Genomic DNA, 18,880 nt, shown 5'->3' on the forward strand with positions numbered 1-18,880 from the left:
GCCGACCGCGACGGTCACCACCGGGTGGGCGCTGACCTCGACGAACGACCCGTGGCCCTGCCTGGCCAGGGCTTCGACGACCGGGGCGAAGCGGACGGGTTGGCGCAGGTTGGTGTACCAGTACTCCGCGTCCAGGGTGGTGGTGTCCACCTCACCACCCGTGACGGTGGAGTGGAAGGGGACGTCGGCCGTGCGCGGGGTGATCGAGGCGAGCGCGGTGAGCAGTTCCTCGCGGATCTGCTCGACGTGCGGGCCGTGCGAGGCGTAGTCCACGTCGATCCGACGCGCCCGCTCGTGCTCGGCGAGCAGCTGCTCCAGCGCGTCCGCGTCACCCGAAACCACCGTCGACGAAGGGCCGTTGAGCGCGGCGACCCCGATCCGGCCGCCGTACGGCTCCAGCAGCACCGCCACCTCCTCGGCGGGCAGCGGAAGCGAGACCATCCCGCCCTTGCCCGAGAGGGCGAGCAGCGCCCGGCTGCGCAGGGCGACGACCCGGGCACCGTCCTCCAACGACAACGCGCCCGCCACGCAGGCAGCGGCGATCTCGCCCTGCGAGTGCCCCACCACGGCCGCCGGCTCGACGCCAACGGCACGCCACAGCTCGGCCAGCGACACCATCACCGCCCACAGCGCCGGCTGCACGACGTCGACCCGGTCCAAGTCCTTGCCGCTGCGCAGCACTTCGGTGAGCGACCAGTCCACATGCGGCGCCAGCGCCGCCTCGCACTCCGCGATCCGCGCGGCGAACACCGGAGCCGTGTCCAGCAGTTCGGCGCCCATGCCGGCCCACTGGGACCCCTGCCCCGGAAAGACGAACACCACCCGCCCGTCCCCCGCGACACCCGTCACCACCGCCGCAGACGGCTCACCCGCCGCCAACACACGTAGAGCGGCACGCAGTTGCTCCGGCGCGGAACCGACCACCACCGCACGCCGCTCGAACACCGCCCGCGACTCCACCAGCGAACGCGCCACGGCGGCAGGATCGTCCACACGCCCGGCGGCGAGCCGACGCGCCTGGGCCGCCAGGGCGCCCGCCGAGCGGGCCGAGAGCGCCCACGGCCGGGCCGCCGTGACCAGCACCGGCCGGCGGGGAGCGGGCTCGCGGTCGGGCTCGGGCGGCGCCTCCTCCAGGATCACGTGCGCGTTGGTGCCGGAGCCGCCGAACGCGGAGACGCCCGCCCGGCGCGGCTCGGCGCCCTGCGGCCACGCCGCCGGCTCGGTCAGCAGCCGCACGGTGCCCGCCGACCAGTCCACCTCGGGGGTCGGCTCGTCCGCATGGAGCGTGCGCGGCAGCAGCCCGTTCCGCAGCGCCATCACCGTCTTGATGACGCCCGCCACGCCCGCCGCCGCCTGGGTGTGGCCGAGGTTGGACTTCAACGCGCCCAGCCACAGCGGCCGTTCGGCGCTGTGTCCCCGCCCGTACGTGGCGATCAGGGCCTGCGCCTCGATCGGGTCGCCGAGCGTGGTGCCGGTCCCGTGCGCCTCCACCGCGTCGACCTGGCCGGCCGTCAGCCGGGCGTTGGCCAGCGCCGCCTCGATCACTCGTTCCTGCGAGGGGCCGTTGGGCGCGGTCAGGCCGTTCGACGCGCCGTCCTGGTTGACCGCCGAGCCGCGCACCACCGCGAGCACCGGGTGCCCGTGGCGCCGCGCGTCGGACAGCTTCTCGACCAGCAGCATGCCCGCGCCCTCGGCCCAGCCGGTGCCGTTCGCACCGGCGGCGAACGCCTTGCAGCGGCCGTCGGCCGCCAGTCCGCGCTGCCGGGAGAACTCGACGAACTCGCGCGGGGTGGTGATCACCAGCACCCCGCCGGCCAGTGCCAGCGTGCACTCGCCGGCGCGCAGCGCCTGCACGGCGAGGTGCAGGGCGACCAAGGAGGAGGAGCACATGGTGTCGACGGTGACGGCCGGGCCTTCGAGGCCGAAGGTGTAGGCGAGCCGCCCGGAGGTGATGGCGGGGGCGCCGCCGGTGAGCGCGTGGCCCTCGATCAGCGGGGAGCCGGCGTGGTCGGCGCCGTAGCCGGAGTAGGCGGCGCCGACGTAGACACCGGTCCGGCTGCCGCGCAGCGCCGCCGGGTCGAGGCCGGCCCGTTCGAAGGCCTCCCAGGAGGTCTCCAGGAGCAGCCGCTGCTGCGGGTCCATGGCCAGCGCCTCGCGCGGGGAGATGCCGAAGAAGTCCGCGTCGAAGTCGGCGACGTCGGCGCAGAAGCCGCCCCGGTCGGAGTAGGAGGTGCCGGGGTGGTCGGGGTCCGGGTGGAACAGGCCGGTGAGGTCCCAGCCGCGATCGGTCGGGAAGGGGCCGATCGCGTCGCGGCCGTCCCGGACGAGCCGCCACAGGTCCTCGGGCGAGGCGACCCCGCCCGGGTAGCGGCAGGCCATGCCGACGATCGCGATCGGCTCGTCGGCGGCCGCCTCCACCTCCCGCAGCCGCTGCCGGGTCTGCGCCAGCTCGGCGGTGACCCAGCGCAGGTGGTCGAGCAGCTTCTGGTCGTCCGGCTTCTGGTCGTCCGGCTTCATGCCTTGCCCAACTCCCTCTGGATGAAGTCGAAGATCTCGTCCGCGCCGGCCTCCGCGAGTTCCGCGTGGGCGTCCCCCGGTCCGGTCTCGCCCTGCTCGGCGCCCCACTTCGCGAGCAGGACCCGCAGGCGCCCGGCGATCCGGCTGCGGGACCGGTCGTCCCACTCCGCCGCCGTCAGGGTGGCGTCCAGGCGGTCGAGGTCGGCGAGGACGGCGGCCTCGGTGGGCTCGTCGTCCGCCAGGCCGGTGCGCAGGTGGCGGGCCAGGGCCTCGGGGGTGGGGTGGTCGAAGACCAGGGTGGCGGGGAGGGTGAGGCCGGTCGCGGCGGCCAGGCGGTTGCGCAGTTGGACGGCCGCCAGCGAGTCGAAGCCCAGTTCCTTGAAGGCCCGCGTGGCCGGCACCGCGTCCGGGCCCGGGTGGCCGAGCACCGTCGCCGCGTGCGCCCGGACGAGGTCCAGCAGCGCGGTGTGCTGCTCGGCCGTGGGCAGCCCGCGCAGTGCGGCGGCCGCATCGCCCGGCGGCGCCTCCTCCTCGGCCGGTCGGGCCTCGGGCAGGTCGGCGAGCAGCGGGCTGGGCCGCAGGGCGGTGAAGGAGGCGGCGAACCGGCGCCAGTCCACGTCCGCGACGGCCACGCAGCCGTCGTCCTCGTCGAGGGCGCGTTGCAGCGCGACGATCGCGAGGTCGGGGTCCATGGCGCGGACGCCGCGCCGGTCCAGGTAGGCCCGTTCCGTTTCCCGGGCGGCCAGTCCGGTGTCCGCCCAGGCGCCCCAGGCGACGGCGGTGGCGGGCAGGCCGCGGGCCCGGCGCCGCTCGGCGAGGGCGTCGAGGTGGGCGTTGGCGGCGGCGTAGCCGCCCTGGCCTCCGCTGCCCCAGACGCCGGCGTTGGAGGAGAAGAGCACGAAGGCGTCGAGCGGGATGCCTTCGGTGAGTTCGTCGAGGTGGGCGGCGCCGCCGGCCTTGGCGGCGAGCACCCGGGCCAGGTGGGCCGGGTCGGCGCTGTCGAGGAGGGCGTTGTCCAGGACCCCGGCGCAGTGCACGACGGCGGTCAGCGGCGGCTCGGCGGGGAGTTCGGCGAGCAGCCGCGCCACCGCCGTGCGGTCGCCGACGTCGCAGCGGGCGAGGGTGATCGTCGCCCCGAGCGCGGTCAGCCGGGCTGCCAGGTCGGCCGCGCCGGGGGCGTCCGGGCCGCGCCGGCTCGCCAGCACCAGGTGCTCGGCGCCGCCGCGGGCCAGCCAGTCGGCGACCCGGGCGCCGAGCGCGCCCGTCCCGCCGGTGACCAGCACGGTGCCGCTCGGCCGCCACGGCTGCGGGGCCGGGCCGTCCGAGCCGCCAGGGCCGTACGGGCCGGCCGTAGCGTCCCGGACCAGCCGCCGGGCCAGCAGGCCCTGCTCGCGCAGCGCGAGCTGGTCCTCGCCGGTGCCGCCCGCGAGGACGGCCGCGAGCCGGGCCCCGGCGCGGGCGTCGAGCCGCTCGGGCAGGTCCAGCAGGCCGCCCCAGCGGCGCGGGTGCTCCAGGGCGGCCACCCGGCCGAGCCCCCACACCTGCGCCTGGCGCGGGTCGACGGGCCGGTCGGCGGCGCTGACGGCGCCCCGGGTGGCGCACCAGAGCGGGGCTTCGACGCCCGCGTCGCCGAGGGCCTGGAGCAGCGCGAGGGTGGCGGCGAGCCCGGCGGTCACGTCCGGCGCGCCGGGCCGGGGCCGGCCGTCCACGGCGAGCAGCGAGAGCACGCCGTCGACGGCCGCGGTGGTGCGCAGCCGCTCGGCGAGCTCCGTGCGGTCGGAGGTGGCCGCGTCCACGGCCAGCAGGTCGACGGTGGCGCCGGCGGCGCACAGGGCCTCCCGGCAGGCGTCCGCCCCCTCCCCGGCGATGCCCTGCGGGACGACCAGCAGCCAGCGGCCCGGGGGTGCGGCGGCCGGTTCGGGCACGGGCTGCCAGGTGATGCGGTAGCGCCAGGCGTCCACGGCGGCCCGCTCGCCGCGGCGCCGGTGCCAGGCGGAGAGCACGGGCAGCGCGGGCGCCAGGGCGGCGCGGGCGGCGCCGTCCGCGCTGACGGCGGCCGCGACGGCGTCCAGGTCCTCGGCGGCCACGGCCGCCCAGAACGCGCCCTCCGCCCGGTCGGCGCGGGGCGCAGCGTGCGGCCCGGGCGTGCCGGGCGCGGGTTCGAGCCAGTACCGCCGGTGCTGGAAGGCGTACGTGGGCAGGTCCACGGCGCGGGTGCCGGCCGGGAACGCGCCCTGCCAGTCGACCGGCACGCCGTGCGCCCACGCCTCGGCCAGCGCGAGGGTGAACCGCTGCGGCCCGCCCTCGTCGCGGCGCAGGGTGCCCAGGGCGACGGCGTTCCGGCCGCTGCGCTCGATGCACTCGCCGACGCCGAGGGTGAGCACCGGGTGCGCGCTGGCCTCGACGAACACCCCGTGGTCCGCCGCCAGCAGGCGGGCGATCACCTCGGCGAAGCGCACCGGGCTGCGCAGGTTGCGGTACCAGTAGTCGGCGTCCAGCGTGGCGGTGTCGATCGGCTCGCCCACCAGCGTGGAGTGGAAGGGGACTTGAGCCGGGCGCGGGGTGATGCCGTCGAGGGCGGTGAGGATGTCGGCGCGGATCGCCTCGACGTGGGCGGAGTGCGAGGCGTAGTCGACGTCGATGCGGCGCGCCCGCTCGTGCTCCGCCAGCAGCTGCTCCAGCGCGTCCGCGTCGCCCGAAACCACCGTGGACGAGGGCCCGTTGAGCGCGGCGATCGAGATCCGGCCGCCGTACGGCTCCAGCAGTCGCGCCACCTCCTCGGCGGGCAGGGGGACGGACACCATGCCGCCCTGGCCGGACAGCGCCAGCAGCGCCCGGCTGCGCAGCGCGACGACCCGCGCGCCGTCGTCGAGCGACAGCGCCCCGGCCACACACGCCGCCGCGATCTCGCCCTGCGAGTGCCCGACCACGGCCGCCGGTTCGACGCCGTACGACCGCCAGAGCGCCACGAGCGACACCATCACCGCCCACAGCACCGGCTGCACGACGTCCACCCGGTCCAACTCCGCGCCACTGCGCAGCACTTCGGTGAGCGACCAGTCCACGTACGGCGCCAGCGCCGCCTCGCACTCCGCGATGCGCGCCGCGAACACGGGTGCGGTGTCGAGGAGTTCGGCGCCCATCCCGGCCCACTGCGCGCCCTGCCCCGGGAAGACGAACACCACCCGGCCGTCCCCGCCCGCCACTCCGGTCACCACGCTCGGCGCGGGCTGCCCGTCGGCGAGCCGGCCCAGTCCCTCCGCCAGTTGGTCGGCGTCCGCGCCGACCACCACCGCGCGGTGCGGCAGCGCGGCGCGGGTGGTGAGCAGCGAGTAGCCGGTCTCGACGGGCGAGGCGCCGGGCGCGGCGGCCGGCCCGCGCAGCCGTCCGGCCTGTGCCCGCAGCGCCTGCTCGGAGCGGGCCGACAGCAGCCAGGGCAGCGGCCCGGCGGGCACCGCAGGCTCGGCGGGCTCGGCGGGCTCGGCGGGCTCGGCGGGCTCGGCGGGCTCGGCCGCGGGCGCCTCCTCGACGATCACGTGCGCGTTGGTGCCGCTGATCCCGAAGGAGGACACCGCCGCCCGCCGCGGCCGTTCGCCGCGCGGCCAGGTGACCGGCTCGGTGAGCAGCGCGACCGCGCCCGCCGTCCAGTCCACCTGCCCGGTCGGCCGGTCCACGTGCAGGGTGGGCGGCAGCAGTTCGCGCCGCAGCGCCTGCACCATCTTGATCACCCCGGCCACTCCGGCCGCCGCCTGGGTGTGGCCGAGGTTGGACTTGATCGAGCCGAGTCGCAGCGGCCGCTCGGCCGGCCGGTTCCGGCCGTAGGTGGCGAGCAGGGCCTGGGCCTCGATCGGGTCGCCGAGCGTGGTGCCGGTGCCGTGCGCCTCCACGGCGTCGACCTGGTCGGCCGTCAGCCCGGCGTTGGCCAGCGCCTCGCGGATCACCCGCTGCTGGGCCGGCCCGTTGGGCGCGGTGAGGCCGTTGGAGGCGCCGTCCTGGTTGACCGCCGAGCCGCGGATCACCGCGAGCACCCGGTGGCCGTTGCGCCGCGCGTCCGACAGCCGTTCCAGCACCAGGACGCCCGCGCCCTCCGCCAGGCCCATGCCGTCCGCGGCGTCCGCGAACGGCTTGCACCGCCCGTCCGGCGCCAGGCCGCGCTGTTCGCTGAACCCGATGAACTCGGCGGGCGTGGCCATCACCGCCACCCCGCCCGCCAGGGCCAGCGCGGACTCGCCGCCGCGCAGCGACTGGCAGGCCCAGTGGAGTGCCACCAGCGAGGAGGAGCAGGCGGTGTCGACGGTGACGGCCGGGCCCTCCAGGCCGAGCGCGTAGGCGATCCGGCCGGAGACCACGGCGGCGGCGCCGCCGGTGGTCAGGTAGCCCTCGTAGCCGGCCGGGATCTCCGGGACGTTCCAGCAGTAGTCGAGCTGGTTGCAGCCCAGGAAGGTGCCGGTGCGGCTGCCGGCCAGCGCGGTCGGGGCGATCCGGGCCTGTTCCAGCGCCTCCCAGGCGGTCTCCAGCAGCAGCCGCTGCTGCGGGGCCATCGCGGTCGCCTCGCGCGGCGAGATGCCGAAGAACTCGGCGTCGAAGTCGCCGAGCCGGTCCAGGAATCCGCCGTGGGTGACGTAGGTGCACCCGGCCCGGTCCGGGTCCTCGTCGTAGAGGCCGGCGAGGTCCCAGCCGCGGTCGGTGGGGAACGCCGAGACGGCGTCGCGGCCCTCGGCGACGAACTGCCACAGGTCCTCGGGCGAGCGCACCGCGCCCGGGTAGCGGCAGGCCATGCCGACGACGGCGATCGGCTCGCCGCCGGCCGCCTCCACCTCGCGCAGCCGGTGCTGCGTCCGGCGCAGGTCGGCGGTGACCCGCCTGAGGTAGTCGAGGAGCTTCTCCTCGTTGTTCGCCATGGCCGTCCCTCGCTGGGAGTCGTCGATGCCGTTCACTGGCTGCCGAATTCGCGGTCGATGAGGTCGAAGATCTCGGTCATGCCGGTCGTGCTGAGGTCGTCCGCCGCTCCCGGTTCGTCCTGGTCGGTGGGGCCGCCGGTGTACTGCCGGAGCAGGGCCCGCAGCCGTTTGGCGATCAGCGGGCGGTCGCCGCCGTCCGGCGCGTGCCGCGCGAACGCGGCTTCCAGCCGGTCGAGTTCGGCGAGCACCGGGCCGGGGGCGGCCGCGTCCGGTGCGAGCGCGTCGAGCAGGTGGGCGGCCACGGCCGCCGGGGTGGGGTGGTCGAAGACCAGGGTCGGCGGCAGCGTCACCCCGGTGGCGGCGGTCAGGCTGGTGCGCAGCTGGACGGCGAGCAGCGAGTCGAAGCCGAGCTCGCGGAACGGCCGGTCCGCGGCCACCGATCCGGCGCCGCCGTGCCCGAGCGCGGCCGCCGCGTGGCCGCGCACCAACTCCAGCAGCAGCCGCTCCCGTTCGGCGCCGGACGCGCCGGACAGCCGTCTGCGCAGGCCGGCCGACTGTTCGGCGGACGGCTGCGGCGGGGCGGCCGTCCGGACGTCGGGCAGGGCGGCGAACAGGCGGGACGGGCGGGCGGAGGTGAACAGCTCCAGGAAGCGGGACCAGTCGATCTCGGCGACGACGGCCACCGGGTGCCGCCCGGCGTCCAACCGGCCCAGCAGCCTGCCCAGTTCGGCGCAGCCGGACGCCGGGTCGGTGGGCGGCAGGCCCCGGGCGCCGGCCCGGCGGTTCGCCGCCCGGCGGCGCTCGGTGACGGCCGGGTCGTCGTGCTCGTTGACGAGGTCCCAGACGCCCCAGGCGACCGACAGGGCCCGCCGGCCGTCCGCGTGCCGGCGCTCGGCGAGCGCGTCCAGGTGCGCGTTGGCGGCGGCGAAGGCGCCGTGGTCGCCGCTGCCGGTGACGGCGGTGACCGAGGAGAACAGCACCAGGGTGGCGTCCGGGTCGAGGAGTTCGTCCAGGTGGTCGGCGCCGGCGGCCTTGGTGGCGACGATCCGAGCGAACCGGTCCGCCGGGGTCCTGGTCAGCGGTTCGAGTTCGACGGCGGAGGCGGCGTGGACGGCGGTGCGGACCGGGGTGCCGGCGGCGGCGAGCCGGGCCAGCCGGTCGGCCAGCGCGTCGCGGTCGGTGACGTCGCAGGCCAGGATCTCGGCCTCGGCGCCGGCCGCGCGCAGGTCGGCGAGCAGTTCGGGGGCGCCCGGGGCGGCCGGGCCCCGGCGGCTCAGCAGCACCAGGTGCTCGGCTCCGCGTTCCGCCAGCCAGCGGGCGACGGTCGCCCCCACCGCGCCGGTGCCGCCGGTGACCAGGACGGTGCCGGCCGGCGTCCAGGCCTCGGCGGCTCCGGCATCCCCGATCGCGGGGTCGGCGCGCACCAGGCGGCGGACGTAGGTGCCGGTGGGGCGCACGGCCAGCTGGTCCTCGCCCTCGTCGGCGGCGGCGGCCAGCACGGCGGCCAGGTCCGTGTCCGGCTCCGTACCGTCCTCGGGAAGGTCGATCAACCCTCCCCAGCGGTGCGGGAGTTCGAGCGCCGCGACGCGGCCGAGGCCCCAGATCTGCGCCTGCGCCGGGCTGGCCGGCCGGTCGTCCGCGCCGACCGACACCGCGCCGCGGGTGACGCACCAGAGCGGGGCGTCGACCTCGGCGTCCGCCGCGGCCTGCAGCAGGGCCAGCACGCCCGGCGCGTCGAGCAGCGACACCAGGCCCGCGACGGCCTCGCCGCCCTCGATCGCCTCGCGCAGCGCCCGTGCCAGGCTGTCGCGGTCGGCGGCGTCCACCTCGATCCGCTCGGCGTACGCCGGGAGCAGGTCCTTGCCCGCGCCGGTCGGCGCCAGCACCAGCCAGCGGCCGGCCAGGCCGACGTCGGTTCTCGGCTCGGCCAGCCGGTGCCACTCCACCCGGTACCGGCGGGAGCCGTGCGCCGCGCGCTCGCGGCGGCTGCGCCGCCAGGCCGCGAGTCCGGCGGCCACCGTGCCCCACCCGGAGCCCCCGGCGGGCACCACCCGCTCCAGCGCCGCCAGGTCGCCGCGCTCCACCGCCGCCCAGAACTCCGCCTCCGCGGCGTCGGCCGCCGGCTGCGGCGCCAGCCAGTACCGTTCCCGCTGGAACGGGTAGGTCGGCAGGTCCACCACCCGCGCGTCGCCCGGCAGCACCCGCCGCCAGTCCACGGCCGCGCCGTGCACCCAGGCCTCGGCGAGGGAGAGCAGGACCCGCTGCGGGCCGCCGTCCTCGCGGCGCAGCGTGCCGAGGGCGGCGGCCGGCGTGCCGCGCTGCGCGATCAGCTCGCCGATGCCGACCGTGACCACGGGGTGCGCGCTGGCCTCCACGAACACCCCGACCCCGTCGTCCAGCAGCCCGCCGACCACGTCGGCGAACCGCACGGGGTTGCGCAGGTTGGCGTACCAGTACCCGGCGTCGAGCGCGGTGGTGTCCAGCTCGCCGCCGGTGACGGTGGAGTGGAAGGGGATGTCGGCGGCGCGCGGGGTGATCCCGGCGAGCGCCGTGAGCAACTCGTCGCGGATCGCCTCGACGTGGGCGCAGTGCGAGGCGTAGTCGACGTCGATCCGGCGGGCGCGTTCGTGCTCCGCCAGCAGGTGCTCCAGGGCGTCCGCGTCGCCCGAAACCACCGTGGACGACGGGCCGTTGAGCGCGGCGATCGAGATCCGGCCGCCGTACGGCTCCAGCAGCGTCGCCGCGTCGTCGGCGGGCAACGGGAGCGACACCATGCCGCCCTTGCCGGACAGCGCCAGCAGCGCCCGGCTGCGCAGCGCGACGACCCGGGCGCCGTCCTCCAGCGACAGCGCCCCCGCCACGCAAGCGGCCGCGATCTCGCCCTGCGAGTGCCCGACCACGGCCGCCGGCTCGACGCCCGCCGACTGCCACAGCCCGGCCAGGGACACCATCACCGCCCACAGCACCGGCTGCACGACGTCCACCCGTTCCAACCCCGCACCGCCGCGCAGCACGTCGGTCAGCGACCAGTCCACGTACGGCGCCAGCGCCGCCTCGCACGCGGCGATCCGCGCGGCGAACACCGGCGCGGCATCGAGCAGTTCGACCCCCATCCCGACCCACTGCGAGCCCTGGCCCGGGAAGACGAACACCACCCGCCCGTCCCCGGCGGTGCCCGTGACCAGGCCGGCCGCCGGGGCGCCGTCCGCCAGGGCGCGCAGCCCGGCGGGGTCGCCGCCGACCAGCACCGCCCGGTGGTCCAGCGCCGCCCGGGTGGTGGCCAGCGAGTGCGCCAGGTCCGCCGGGTCCGTGGCCGTCCGCGCCGTCCGGGCCGCCAGTCGGCGGGCCTGGTCGGCCAGGGCGGGGCGGCTCTTCGCCGAGATCGGCCACGGCAGCACCGGCGTGCGCAGCACCGGCTCGGCCGCCTCCTCCTCGGGCCGGTCGCGCCGCTCGGCGGGGGGTGCCTCCTCCAGGATGACGTGGGCGTTGGTGCCGCTGAGCCCGAAGGAGGACACGCCGGCCCGGCGGGGCCGCTCGCCGCGCGGCCAGTCCACCGGTTCGGTGAGCAGCGCGACCGCGCCCGCCGTCCAGTCCACCTCGCCGGTGGGCCGGTCCGCGTGCAGGGTGCGCGGCAGCACGCCCCGGCGCAGCGCCAGCACCATCTTGATCACTCCGGCGATGCCCGAAGCGGCCTGGGTGTGGCCGATGTTGGACTTCACCGACCCGAGCCGCACCGGCCGCTCGGCGGGGCGGCCTCGGCCGTAGGTGGCGAGCAGGGCCTGGGCCTCGATCGGGTCGCCCAGCCGGGTGCCGGTGCCGTGCGCCTCCACCGCGTCGATCTGATCGGCCGTCAGCTCGGCGTTGGCGAGCGCCTGTTCGATGACGCGCTGCTGGGCCGGGCCGTTCGGGGCGGCGAGGCCGTTGGAGGCGCCGTCCTGGTTGGTCGCCGAGCCGCGGATCACCGCGAGCACCCGGTGGCCGTTGCGCCGCGCGTCCGACAGGCGTTCCAGCAGCAGGACGCCCACGCCCTCCGCGAGGCCCATGCCGTCAGCGCCGTCCGCGAAGGCCTTGCACCGCCCGTCCGGCGCCAGGCCGCGCTGGCGGCTGAAGCCGATGAACGCGGTCGGCGTGGCCAGCACGGACACGCCGCCGGCCAGCGCCATCGTGCACTCCCCCGTGCGCAGCGACTGCGCGGCCAGGTGCAGGGCGACGAGCGAGGAGGAGCAGGCAGTCTCGACGGTCACCGCCGGGCCCTCCAGGCCGAGGGCGTACGCGACCCGGCCGGAGACCACGCTGGCGCTGGCGCCGGTGAGCAGGTGGCCTTCGTGCTCGGCGGGCAGCGCCTGGCCGGCCACGCCGTACTCGGGCTGGTTGGCGCCGACGAAGGTGCCGGTGCGGCTGCCGCGCAGGCCGGTCGGGTCGATGCCGGCGTGTTCGACGGCCTCCCACGAGGTCTCCAGCAGCAGCCGCTGCTGCGGGTCCATGGCCAGCGCCTCGCGCGGGGAGATGCCGAAGAACGCGGCGTCGAAGCGGTCCGCGTCGGCGAGGAAGCCGCCGGTGCGGACGTAGCTGCGGCCGGTGCGGTCCGGGTCCGGGTCGTGCAGCGCGTCCAGGCTCCAGCCCCGGCCGTCCGGCAGCGGGCCGATCGCGTCGCCGCCCTCGGCCAGCAGCCGCCACAGCTCGTCGGGGGACGCCGCGCCCGGGTAGCGGCAGGCCATGCCGACGATCGCGATCGGCTCGTCCGGCGCGGGGCCGCCCGCGACCGGTGCCGCGGCGGCGGCCGCCGACTCCGGCGCGGCGTCGCCGAGCAGCAGGGCGCCGAGCCGGGCGCCGACCGCGGCGGGCGTCGGGTGGTCGAACACCAGCGTCGCCGGCAGGGCGAGGCCGGTGGCCCCGGCCAGCCGGGTGCGCAGTTCCACGGCGGTCACCGAGTCGAAGCCGAGCTCGCGGAACGGCCGGTGCGGGTCGAGCGCGCCGGTGCCCCGGTGCCCGAGCACGGCGGCCGCGTGGTCGCGGACGAATTCCCGCAGCTCGTGCTGCTGCCGGGCGGCGGGCAGGGCGGTGAGGCGGGCGCGCAGTTCGTCGGCCCGGGACGGAAACCCGGCCGGGTCACGCGGGTCCGGCTGCGCGGCCTCCGGGAGCTCGGCCAGCAGGCGGGTGGGGCGGGCGGAGGTGTAGAGGGCGGTGAAGCGCGGCCAGTCCACCCGGGCGACGGCGATCGTGGCGTCGTCCCGGTCCAGCACCTGCTGCAGCGCGGCGCAGGCGAGCGCCGGGTCCATCAGCGGCAGGCCCCGCTCGCCGGCCCGGGCGGTGACGGCGCGGCGGCGGGCGGTGTCGGCGGTGTCCCGCTCGTTGTGGGCGTCCCAGACGCCCCAGGCGATCGACACGGTGCGCCGCCCGGCCGCGTGCCGCCGCTCGGCGAGCGCGTCCAGGTGGGCGTTGGCGGCCGCGTACGCGCCGTGGTCGCCGCTGCCCCAGACGCCGGTGACCGAGGAGAACAGCACCAACTCGGCTGCCGGGTCGAGCAGTTCGTCGAGGTGCGCGGCTCCGCCCAGCTTGGCGGCGACGATCGCGCGGTAGCGGTCGGGCGCGGTGTCCCGCAGGGCGGCCAGCTCGATCCGCGCCGCGGTGTGGACGGCGGTGCGGACGGGCGTCCCGGCGGCGGCGAGGCCGTCGAGGCGGGCCGCCAGCGCCGCACGGTCGGTCACGTCGCAGGCCACGATCTCGGCCTGCGCACCGGCCGCGCGGAGCTCGGCGAGCAGTTCGGGCGCACCGGGGGCGGCCGGGCCGCGCCGGCTCAGCAGCACCAGGCGCTCGGCGCCCCGGGCCGCCAGCCACCGGGCGACCTCGGCGCCGACCACGCCGGTACCACCGGTGACCAGCACCGTGCCCGTGGGCGTCCAGGCGCGCGCGGCGGGGCCGGCGGCGAGCGGCGCGCGGACCAGGCGGCGGACGTAGGTGCCGGTGGGGCGCACGGCCAGCTGGTCCTCACCGGCGGCGGCAGCGGCGGCCAGCACGGGGGCCAGATCGGCGGGCCCCTCGTCCGGCAGGTCGACCAGGCCGCCCCAGCGGTGCGGGAACTCCAGGGCGGCGACCCGGCCGAGGCCCCAGAGCTGGGCCTGCTCGGGGCTGGTCACCCGGTCGCCCGTGCCGACCGAGACCGCGCCGCGCGTGACGCACCACAGCGGGGCGTCGACCCCGGCGTCCGCCATGGCCTGCAGCAGGCTCAGCGTGCCCGGGGCGTCGAGCAGCGAGACCACGCCCGCGACGCCGTCGGCCGCGTCCGGCAGGAGGCGGGCCAGACCCTCGCGGTCCGGGGTCCGCACCTCCACGCGCTCGGCGCGACCGGCGAGCACGTCCGCGCCGACGCCGGGCGGAGCCAGCACCAGCCAGCGGCCGTCCGGCCCGTCCGCCGCCGGGCCGGGGGCCGTCGCCTTCGGCACCGGGCGCCACACGACCCGGTACCGCCAGGAGTCGAGCACCGACCGCTCGCGCCGCCCCCGCCGCCACGCGGCGAGCTCCGGCAGCACCTCGCCCCAGCCCGGGCCGTCCACCGGCAGCAGCTGCTCCAGCGCCGCCAGGTCCTCGCCCTCCACGGCGGCCCAGAACCGCGCCTCCGCCGCGTCCGTGCCCTCGCCGGGCGCGACGAACGGCGCGGTGATCCAGTAGCGCTCGCGCTGGAACGCGTAGGTGGGCAGGTCCACCAGGGCGGCGTCGGCGGGCAGGACCGTCCGCCAGTCGACGGGCGCGCCGGCCGTCCAGGCCCGGGCGAGGGACAGCAGGAAGCGCTCCGGCCCGCCCTCCTCCCGGCGCAGGGTGCCCAGGGCGACGGCCCGGGAGCCGGCCCGCTCGACGCACTCGCCGACGCCACCGGTCACCACCGGGTGCGCGCTCACCTCGACGAACGCCCCGAAGCCGCGCCCCGCCAGCGCCTCGACGACCGGGGCGAAGCGGACGGGCCGGCGCAGGTTGGCGTACCAGTACGCGGCGTCCAGGGTGGCGGTGTCCACCTCGCCGCCCGTGACGGTGGAGTGGAACGGGATCTCGGCCGTGCGCGGGGTGATCCCGGCCAGGACGGCCACGAGCTCGTCGCGGATCTGCTCGACGTGCGCGCTGTGCGAGGCGTAGTCGACGTCGATGCGGCGGGCCCGCTCGTGCTCGGCGAGCAGCCTCTCCAGGGCGTCCGCGTCGCCCGAAACCACCGTGGTGGACGGCCCGTTGAGCGCGGCGATCGAGATCCGGCCGCCGTACGGCTCCAGCAGCCGCTCCACCTCCTCGGCGGGCAGCGGGAGCGAGACCATGCCGCCCCTGCCGGACAGGGCCAGCAGGGCCCGGCTGCGCAGGGCGACGACCCGCGCGCCGTCCTCCAGCGACAGCGCCCCCGCCACGCAGGCCGCGGCGATCTCGCCCTGCGAGTGGCCCACCACGGCCGCCGGTTCGACACCGGCGGCACGCCACAGCGCCGCCAGCGACACCATCACCGCCCACAGCACCGGCTGGACCACGTCCACCCGGTCCAACCCCGCACCGCCACGCAGCACTTCGGTGAGCGACCAGTCCACGTGCGGCGCCAGCACCGCCTCGCACTCCGCGATCCGCGCGGCGAACACCGGTGCGGTGTCCAGCAGTTCGGCGCCCATGCCGACCCACTGCGCGCCCTGCCCCGGGAAGACGAACGCGACCTTGCGTCCCGCGCCCGCCACGCCCGCGACCGCGTTCGCCGCCGGCGCGCCCGCCGCCAACGACCTGAGGGCCGCGCGCAGTTCCTCCGATCCCGCGCCGATCGCCACGGCCCGGTGGTCGAGCGCCGCCCGACCGGTGGCGAGCGCGTGCGCCGTCGCCGCCGGGTCGGCCGCGGCCCACGACGCCAACCGTCCGGCCTGCGCGGCCAGCGCGGCCTCCGAGCGCGCCGACACCACCCACGGCAGGACCGGCGAACGCAGCAGCGGCGGTCTCGACCCGCCCGGCGCCGGCTCCGACCCGGGCTCGGGCTCCGGCCGTTCGACGGCGGGCGCCTCCTCGACGATCACGTGCGCGTTGGTGCCGCTGATCCCGAACGAGGACACCCCGGCCCGACGCGGTTCCCCGCCGGACGGCCACGCCACCGGCTCGGTCAGCAACCGCACGGTGCCGGCCGACCAGTCCACCTCGCGGGTCGGCTCGTCCACGTGCAGGGTGCGCGGCAGGAGGCCGTGGCGCAGGGCCATCACCATCTTGATCACGCCCGCCACGCCGGCGGCGGCCGCGCTGTGGCCGATGTTCGACTTGATCGAGCCCAACCGGAGCGGCCGGTCGGCGGAGTGCGCCCGCCCGTAGGTGGCGATGAGCGCCTGCGCCTCGATCGGGTCGCCGAGCGCGGTGCCGGTGCCGTGCGCCTCGACGGCGTCCACCTGCCCGGCCGACAGCCGGGCGTTGGCCAGCGCGGCCTCGATCACCCGCTGCTGCGACGGCCCGTTGGGGGCGGTGAGGCCGCTGCTGGCGCCGTCCTGGTTGGTCGCCGAGCCGCGCAGCACGGCCAGCACCGGGTGGCCCAGGCGCCGCGCGTCGGACAGCCGCTCCAGCAGCAGGACGCCCGCGCCCTCGGCCCAGCCCGTGCCGTCCGCACCGGCGGCGAAGGCCTTGCACCGCCCGTCCGGCGACAGCCCCCGCTGCCGGCTGAAGTCCACGAACAGGCGCGGCGTCGGCATCAGGGTGACGCCGCCGGCCAGCGCGAGCGTGCACTCGCCGGAGCGCAGCGCCTGCGCGGCCAGGTGCAGCGCCACCAGCGAGGAGGAGCACGCGGTGTCCGCCGTGATCGCCGGGCCCTCCAGGCCGAGCGTGTACGCCACCCGGCCGGACAGCACGCTCGCCGCGTTGCCCGTCAGCGCGTACGTCTCCACGCCCTCGGGCAGCGGCTGCATGCCCACCAGGTAGCCGGAGGTGCCCGCGCCGAGGAAGACGCCGGTCGGGCTGCCGGCGAGCGCGGTCGGGTCGATGCCAGCCCGTTCGAAGGCCTCCCAGGAGGTCTCCAGCACCAGCCGCTGCTGCGGGTCCATCGCCAGCGCCTCGCGCGGCGAGATGCCGAAGAAGCCCGCGTCGAACTCGGCGGCGCCGTCGACGAATCCGCCCGCGCGCACGTAGGTCGTCCCCTGTCGGTCCGGGTCCGGGTCGTACAGGGCCGCCACGTCCCAGCCGCGATCGGTGGGGAACTCGCCGATGGCGTCCGTGCCTTCGGCCACCAGGCGCCACAGCTCTTCGGGCGAGCTGACGCCGCCCGGGTAGCGGCAGGCCATGCCGACGATCGCGACCGGCTCGTTCGCCCGCGCCTCCACGGCCTGCAGGCGCTGGCGCGTCTGCCGCAGATCGGTGGTGACGAGCTTCAAGTACTCCCGGAGCTTCTCCTCGTTGCTAGGCATCGAGAGCGACCTTCTTCCCTGGGCACGTCGCGGGGACTGAACGGTTCACTGGCGCCTGGGTGGTTGCGGCCTGGGTCATGGGCGCCCGAGCTCCTTGTCGATCAGGGCGAACATCTCGTCGTCGCTGGCCGCGCCGAGCCCGCCGCCGTCCGACCCGCCGGGCCCGTGCGTCCCGTCCGGCCCGTGCGTCCCGTCCGGCCCGCCCGCCGGGGCCGGGTCGGCCTCCACCTTCCAGAGCAGGGACCGGATCCGCCTGGCCAGCCGATCCCGGTGGTCGCTGTCGGCGGCCAGGGCGGCGACGGCCGCTTCGAGCCGGTCGAGCTCGTCCAGACCGGGCGCGGAGGGGGCGGTGCCGGCCGGCCGCAGCTCCTCGTGCACGTGCCCGGCGAGCGCGGCGGGGGCCGGGTAGTCGAAGATCAGGGTGGTCGGCAGGCGCAGGCCGGTGGCCCGCTGGAGCCGGTTGCGCAGCTCGACGGCGGTGAGCGAGTCGAAGCCCAACTCCAGGAAGCCGCGGTGCATGTCGACCGCGAGCGGGTCGCCGTGGCCGAGGACGGTGGCGGCGTGGCCGCGCACCAAGTCGTCCAGCAGCTCGCGCTGTTGGGCTTCTGGGAGTGCGGCGAGGCGGTGGGTGAGGGTGGTCGGGGACTCGGTGGTGCCGGTGGCGGCGGCGCGGCGGCGGGGTGCGCGCACGAGGCGGCTCAGGATCGGGGGCAGGTCGTCGCGGCGGGCCAACGCCACTGGATCGAGGCGGGCGGGGACGAGGACGGGCTCGTCGCGGCACAGAGCCGCGTCGAGGAGCGCAAGCCCTTCGTCGGCGCTCATCGGGCGGATGCCGGTACGGGCCATTCGGGCCAGGTCCGTCTCGGCCAGGCCGGCGGCCATGCCCGGGCCGTCCCACTGGCCCCAGGCCAGGGAGAGGGCGGGCAGGCCCTGGGCACGGCGGTCGGCCATCAGGGCGTCGAGCGCGGCGTTCGCGGACGCGTAGGCGCCCTGCCCGGCCGTGCCGAGGACACCGGCGACGGAGGAGAACACGACGAACGCGGCCAGGTCCAGGTGCCGGGTCGCCTCGTCCAGGTGGCGCACGGCGTCGACCTTCGGACGGCTCACCCGGGCCAGGCGCTCGGGCGTGAGCGCGGCCACCGTCGCGTCGTCCAGGACACCGGCGGTGTGCACGACCGCCGTCAGGCGCTCGCCGAGGGTCGCGACGAGGTGGCGGACGGCCTCGCGGTCGCTCACATCACAGGCGACGATGCTCACCTCGGCCCCGAGGGCGCGCAGGTCGCCGACCAGGTCCGCCGCGCCCGGGGCGTCCGGGCCGCGACGGCTGGTCAGAACCAGCTCCCGGACGCCGTGGTGGGTGACGAGGTGGCGGGCCACCAGGGCGCCCAGGGCACCTGTCCCGCCGGTGACCAGCACGGTGCCGGCCGGCGGGATCGGGCGCGGGACCGTCAGCACGACCTTGCCGACATGCCGGGCCTGACTCATGTAACGGAGCGCCTCGCCCGCCCGGCGCACGTCCCACACCCGCACCGGCAGCGGCACGAGGACCCCCTGCTCGAACAGCTCGACGAGCCGCGCCAGCATCCCACCGATCAACTCCGGGCCCGCGTCCAGCAGGTCGAACGGCCGGTAGACGATCCCATCGGCCGCCGCCCAGCCATCCGGACGAATGTCCGTCTTGCCCATCTCCAGGAACCGGCCACCCTCCCCCAGCAGCCGCGCCGAGGCGTCCACGAACTCACCCGCCAGCGAGTTCAACACCACATCCACCCCGCGACCACCCGACGCCGTACGGACCGTCTCCTCGAACGACAGATCCCGCGAGGAACCGATCTTGGCCGCGTCCACGCCGAGTCCTTCGACCACCGGCCACTTCGCCTCGCTCGCCGTCGCGAACACCTCCGCGCCCAGATGGCCCGCCAGCTGCACGGCCGCCATCCCCACCCCACCCGCCGCCGCGTGCACCAACACCGACTCACCCGACCGCAGCCCGCCGAGCTCCACCAGCCCGTAGAACGCCGTCAGGAACACCACCGGCACCGACGCCGCCCGCACGAACGACCACCC

General features: G+C 77.3%; 4 protein-coding genes. All 4 read right to left on the reverse strand.

What is annotated here, in order from left to right; translation table 11 throughout:
- Positions 1-2,517 (reverse strand): type I polyketide synthase (locus VM95_RS34325; protein WP_045704462.1); only part of this gene is annotated, 2,517 nt, incomplete at its 3' end.
- The gene (locus tag VM95_RS34330; RefSeq protein ID WP_045704466.1) at positions 2,514-7,418 is read right to left on the reverse strand and encodes a type I polyketide synthase; all 4,905 of its coding nucleotides are present in this window, start codon (positions 7,416-7,418) and stop codon (positions 2,514-2,516) included. The genes VM95_RS34330 and VM95_RS34325, both read right to left, overlap by 4 nt.
- Before the next feature lie 32 nt (positions 7,419-7,450).
- Entirely contained in the window at positions 7,451-16,813 is a 9,363-nt protein-coding gene (locus tag VM95_RS34335) for a type I polyketide synthase (protein WP_045704464.1), read from the reverse strand.
- Positions 16,814-16,888: 75 nt separating this feature from the next.
- Positions 16,889-18,880: type I polyketide synthase (locus tag VM95_RS34340; RefSeq protein WP_045704469.1), on the reverse strand; the 1,992-nt coding region annotated here is incomplete at its 5' end.

It is taken from the genome of Streptomyces rubellomurinus (genome assembly GCF_000961885.1).
Taxonomy (GTDB): Bacteria; Actinomycetota; Actinomycetes; order Streptomycetales; family Streptomycetaceae; genus Kitasatospora; species Kitasatospora rubellomurina.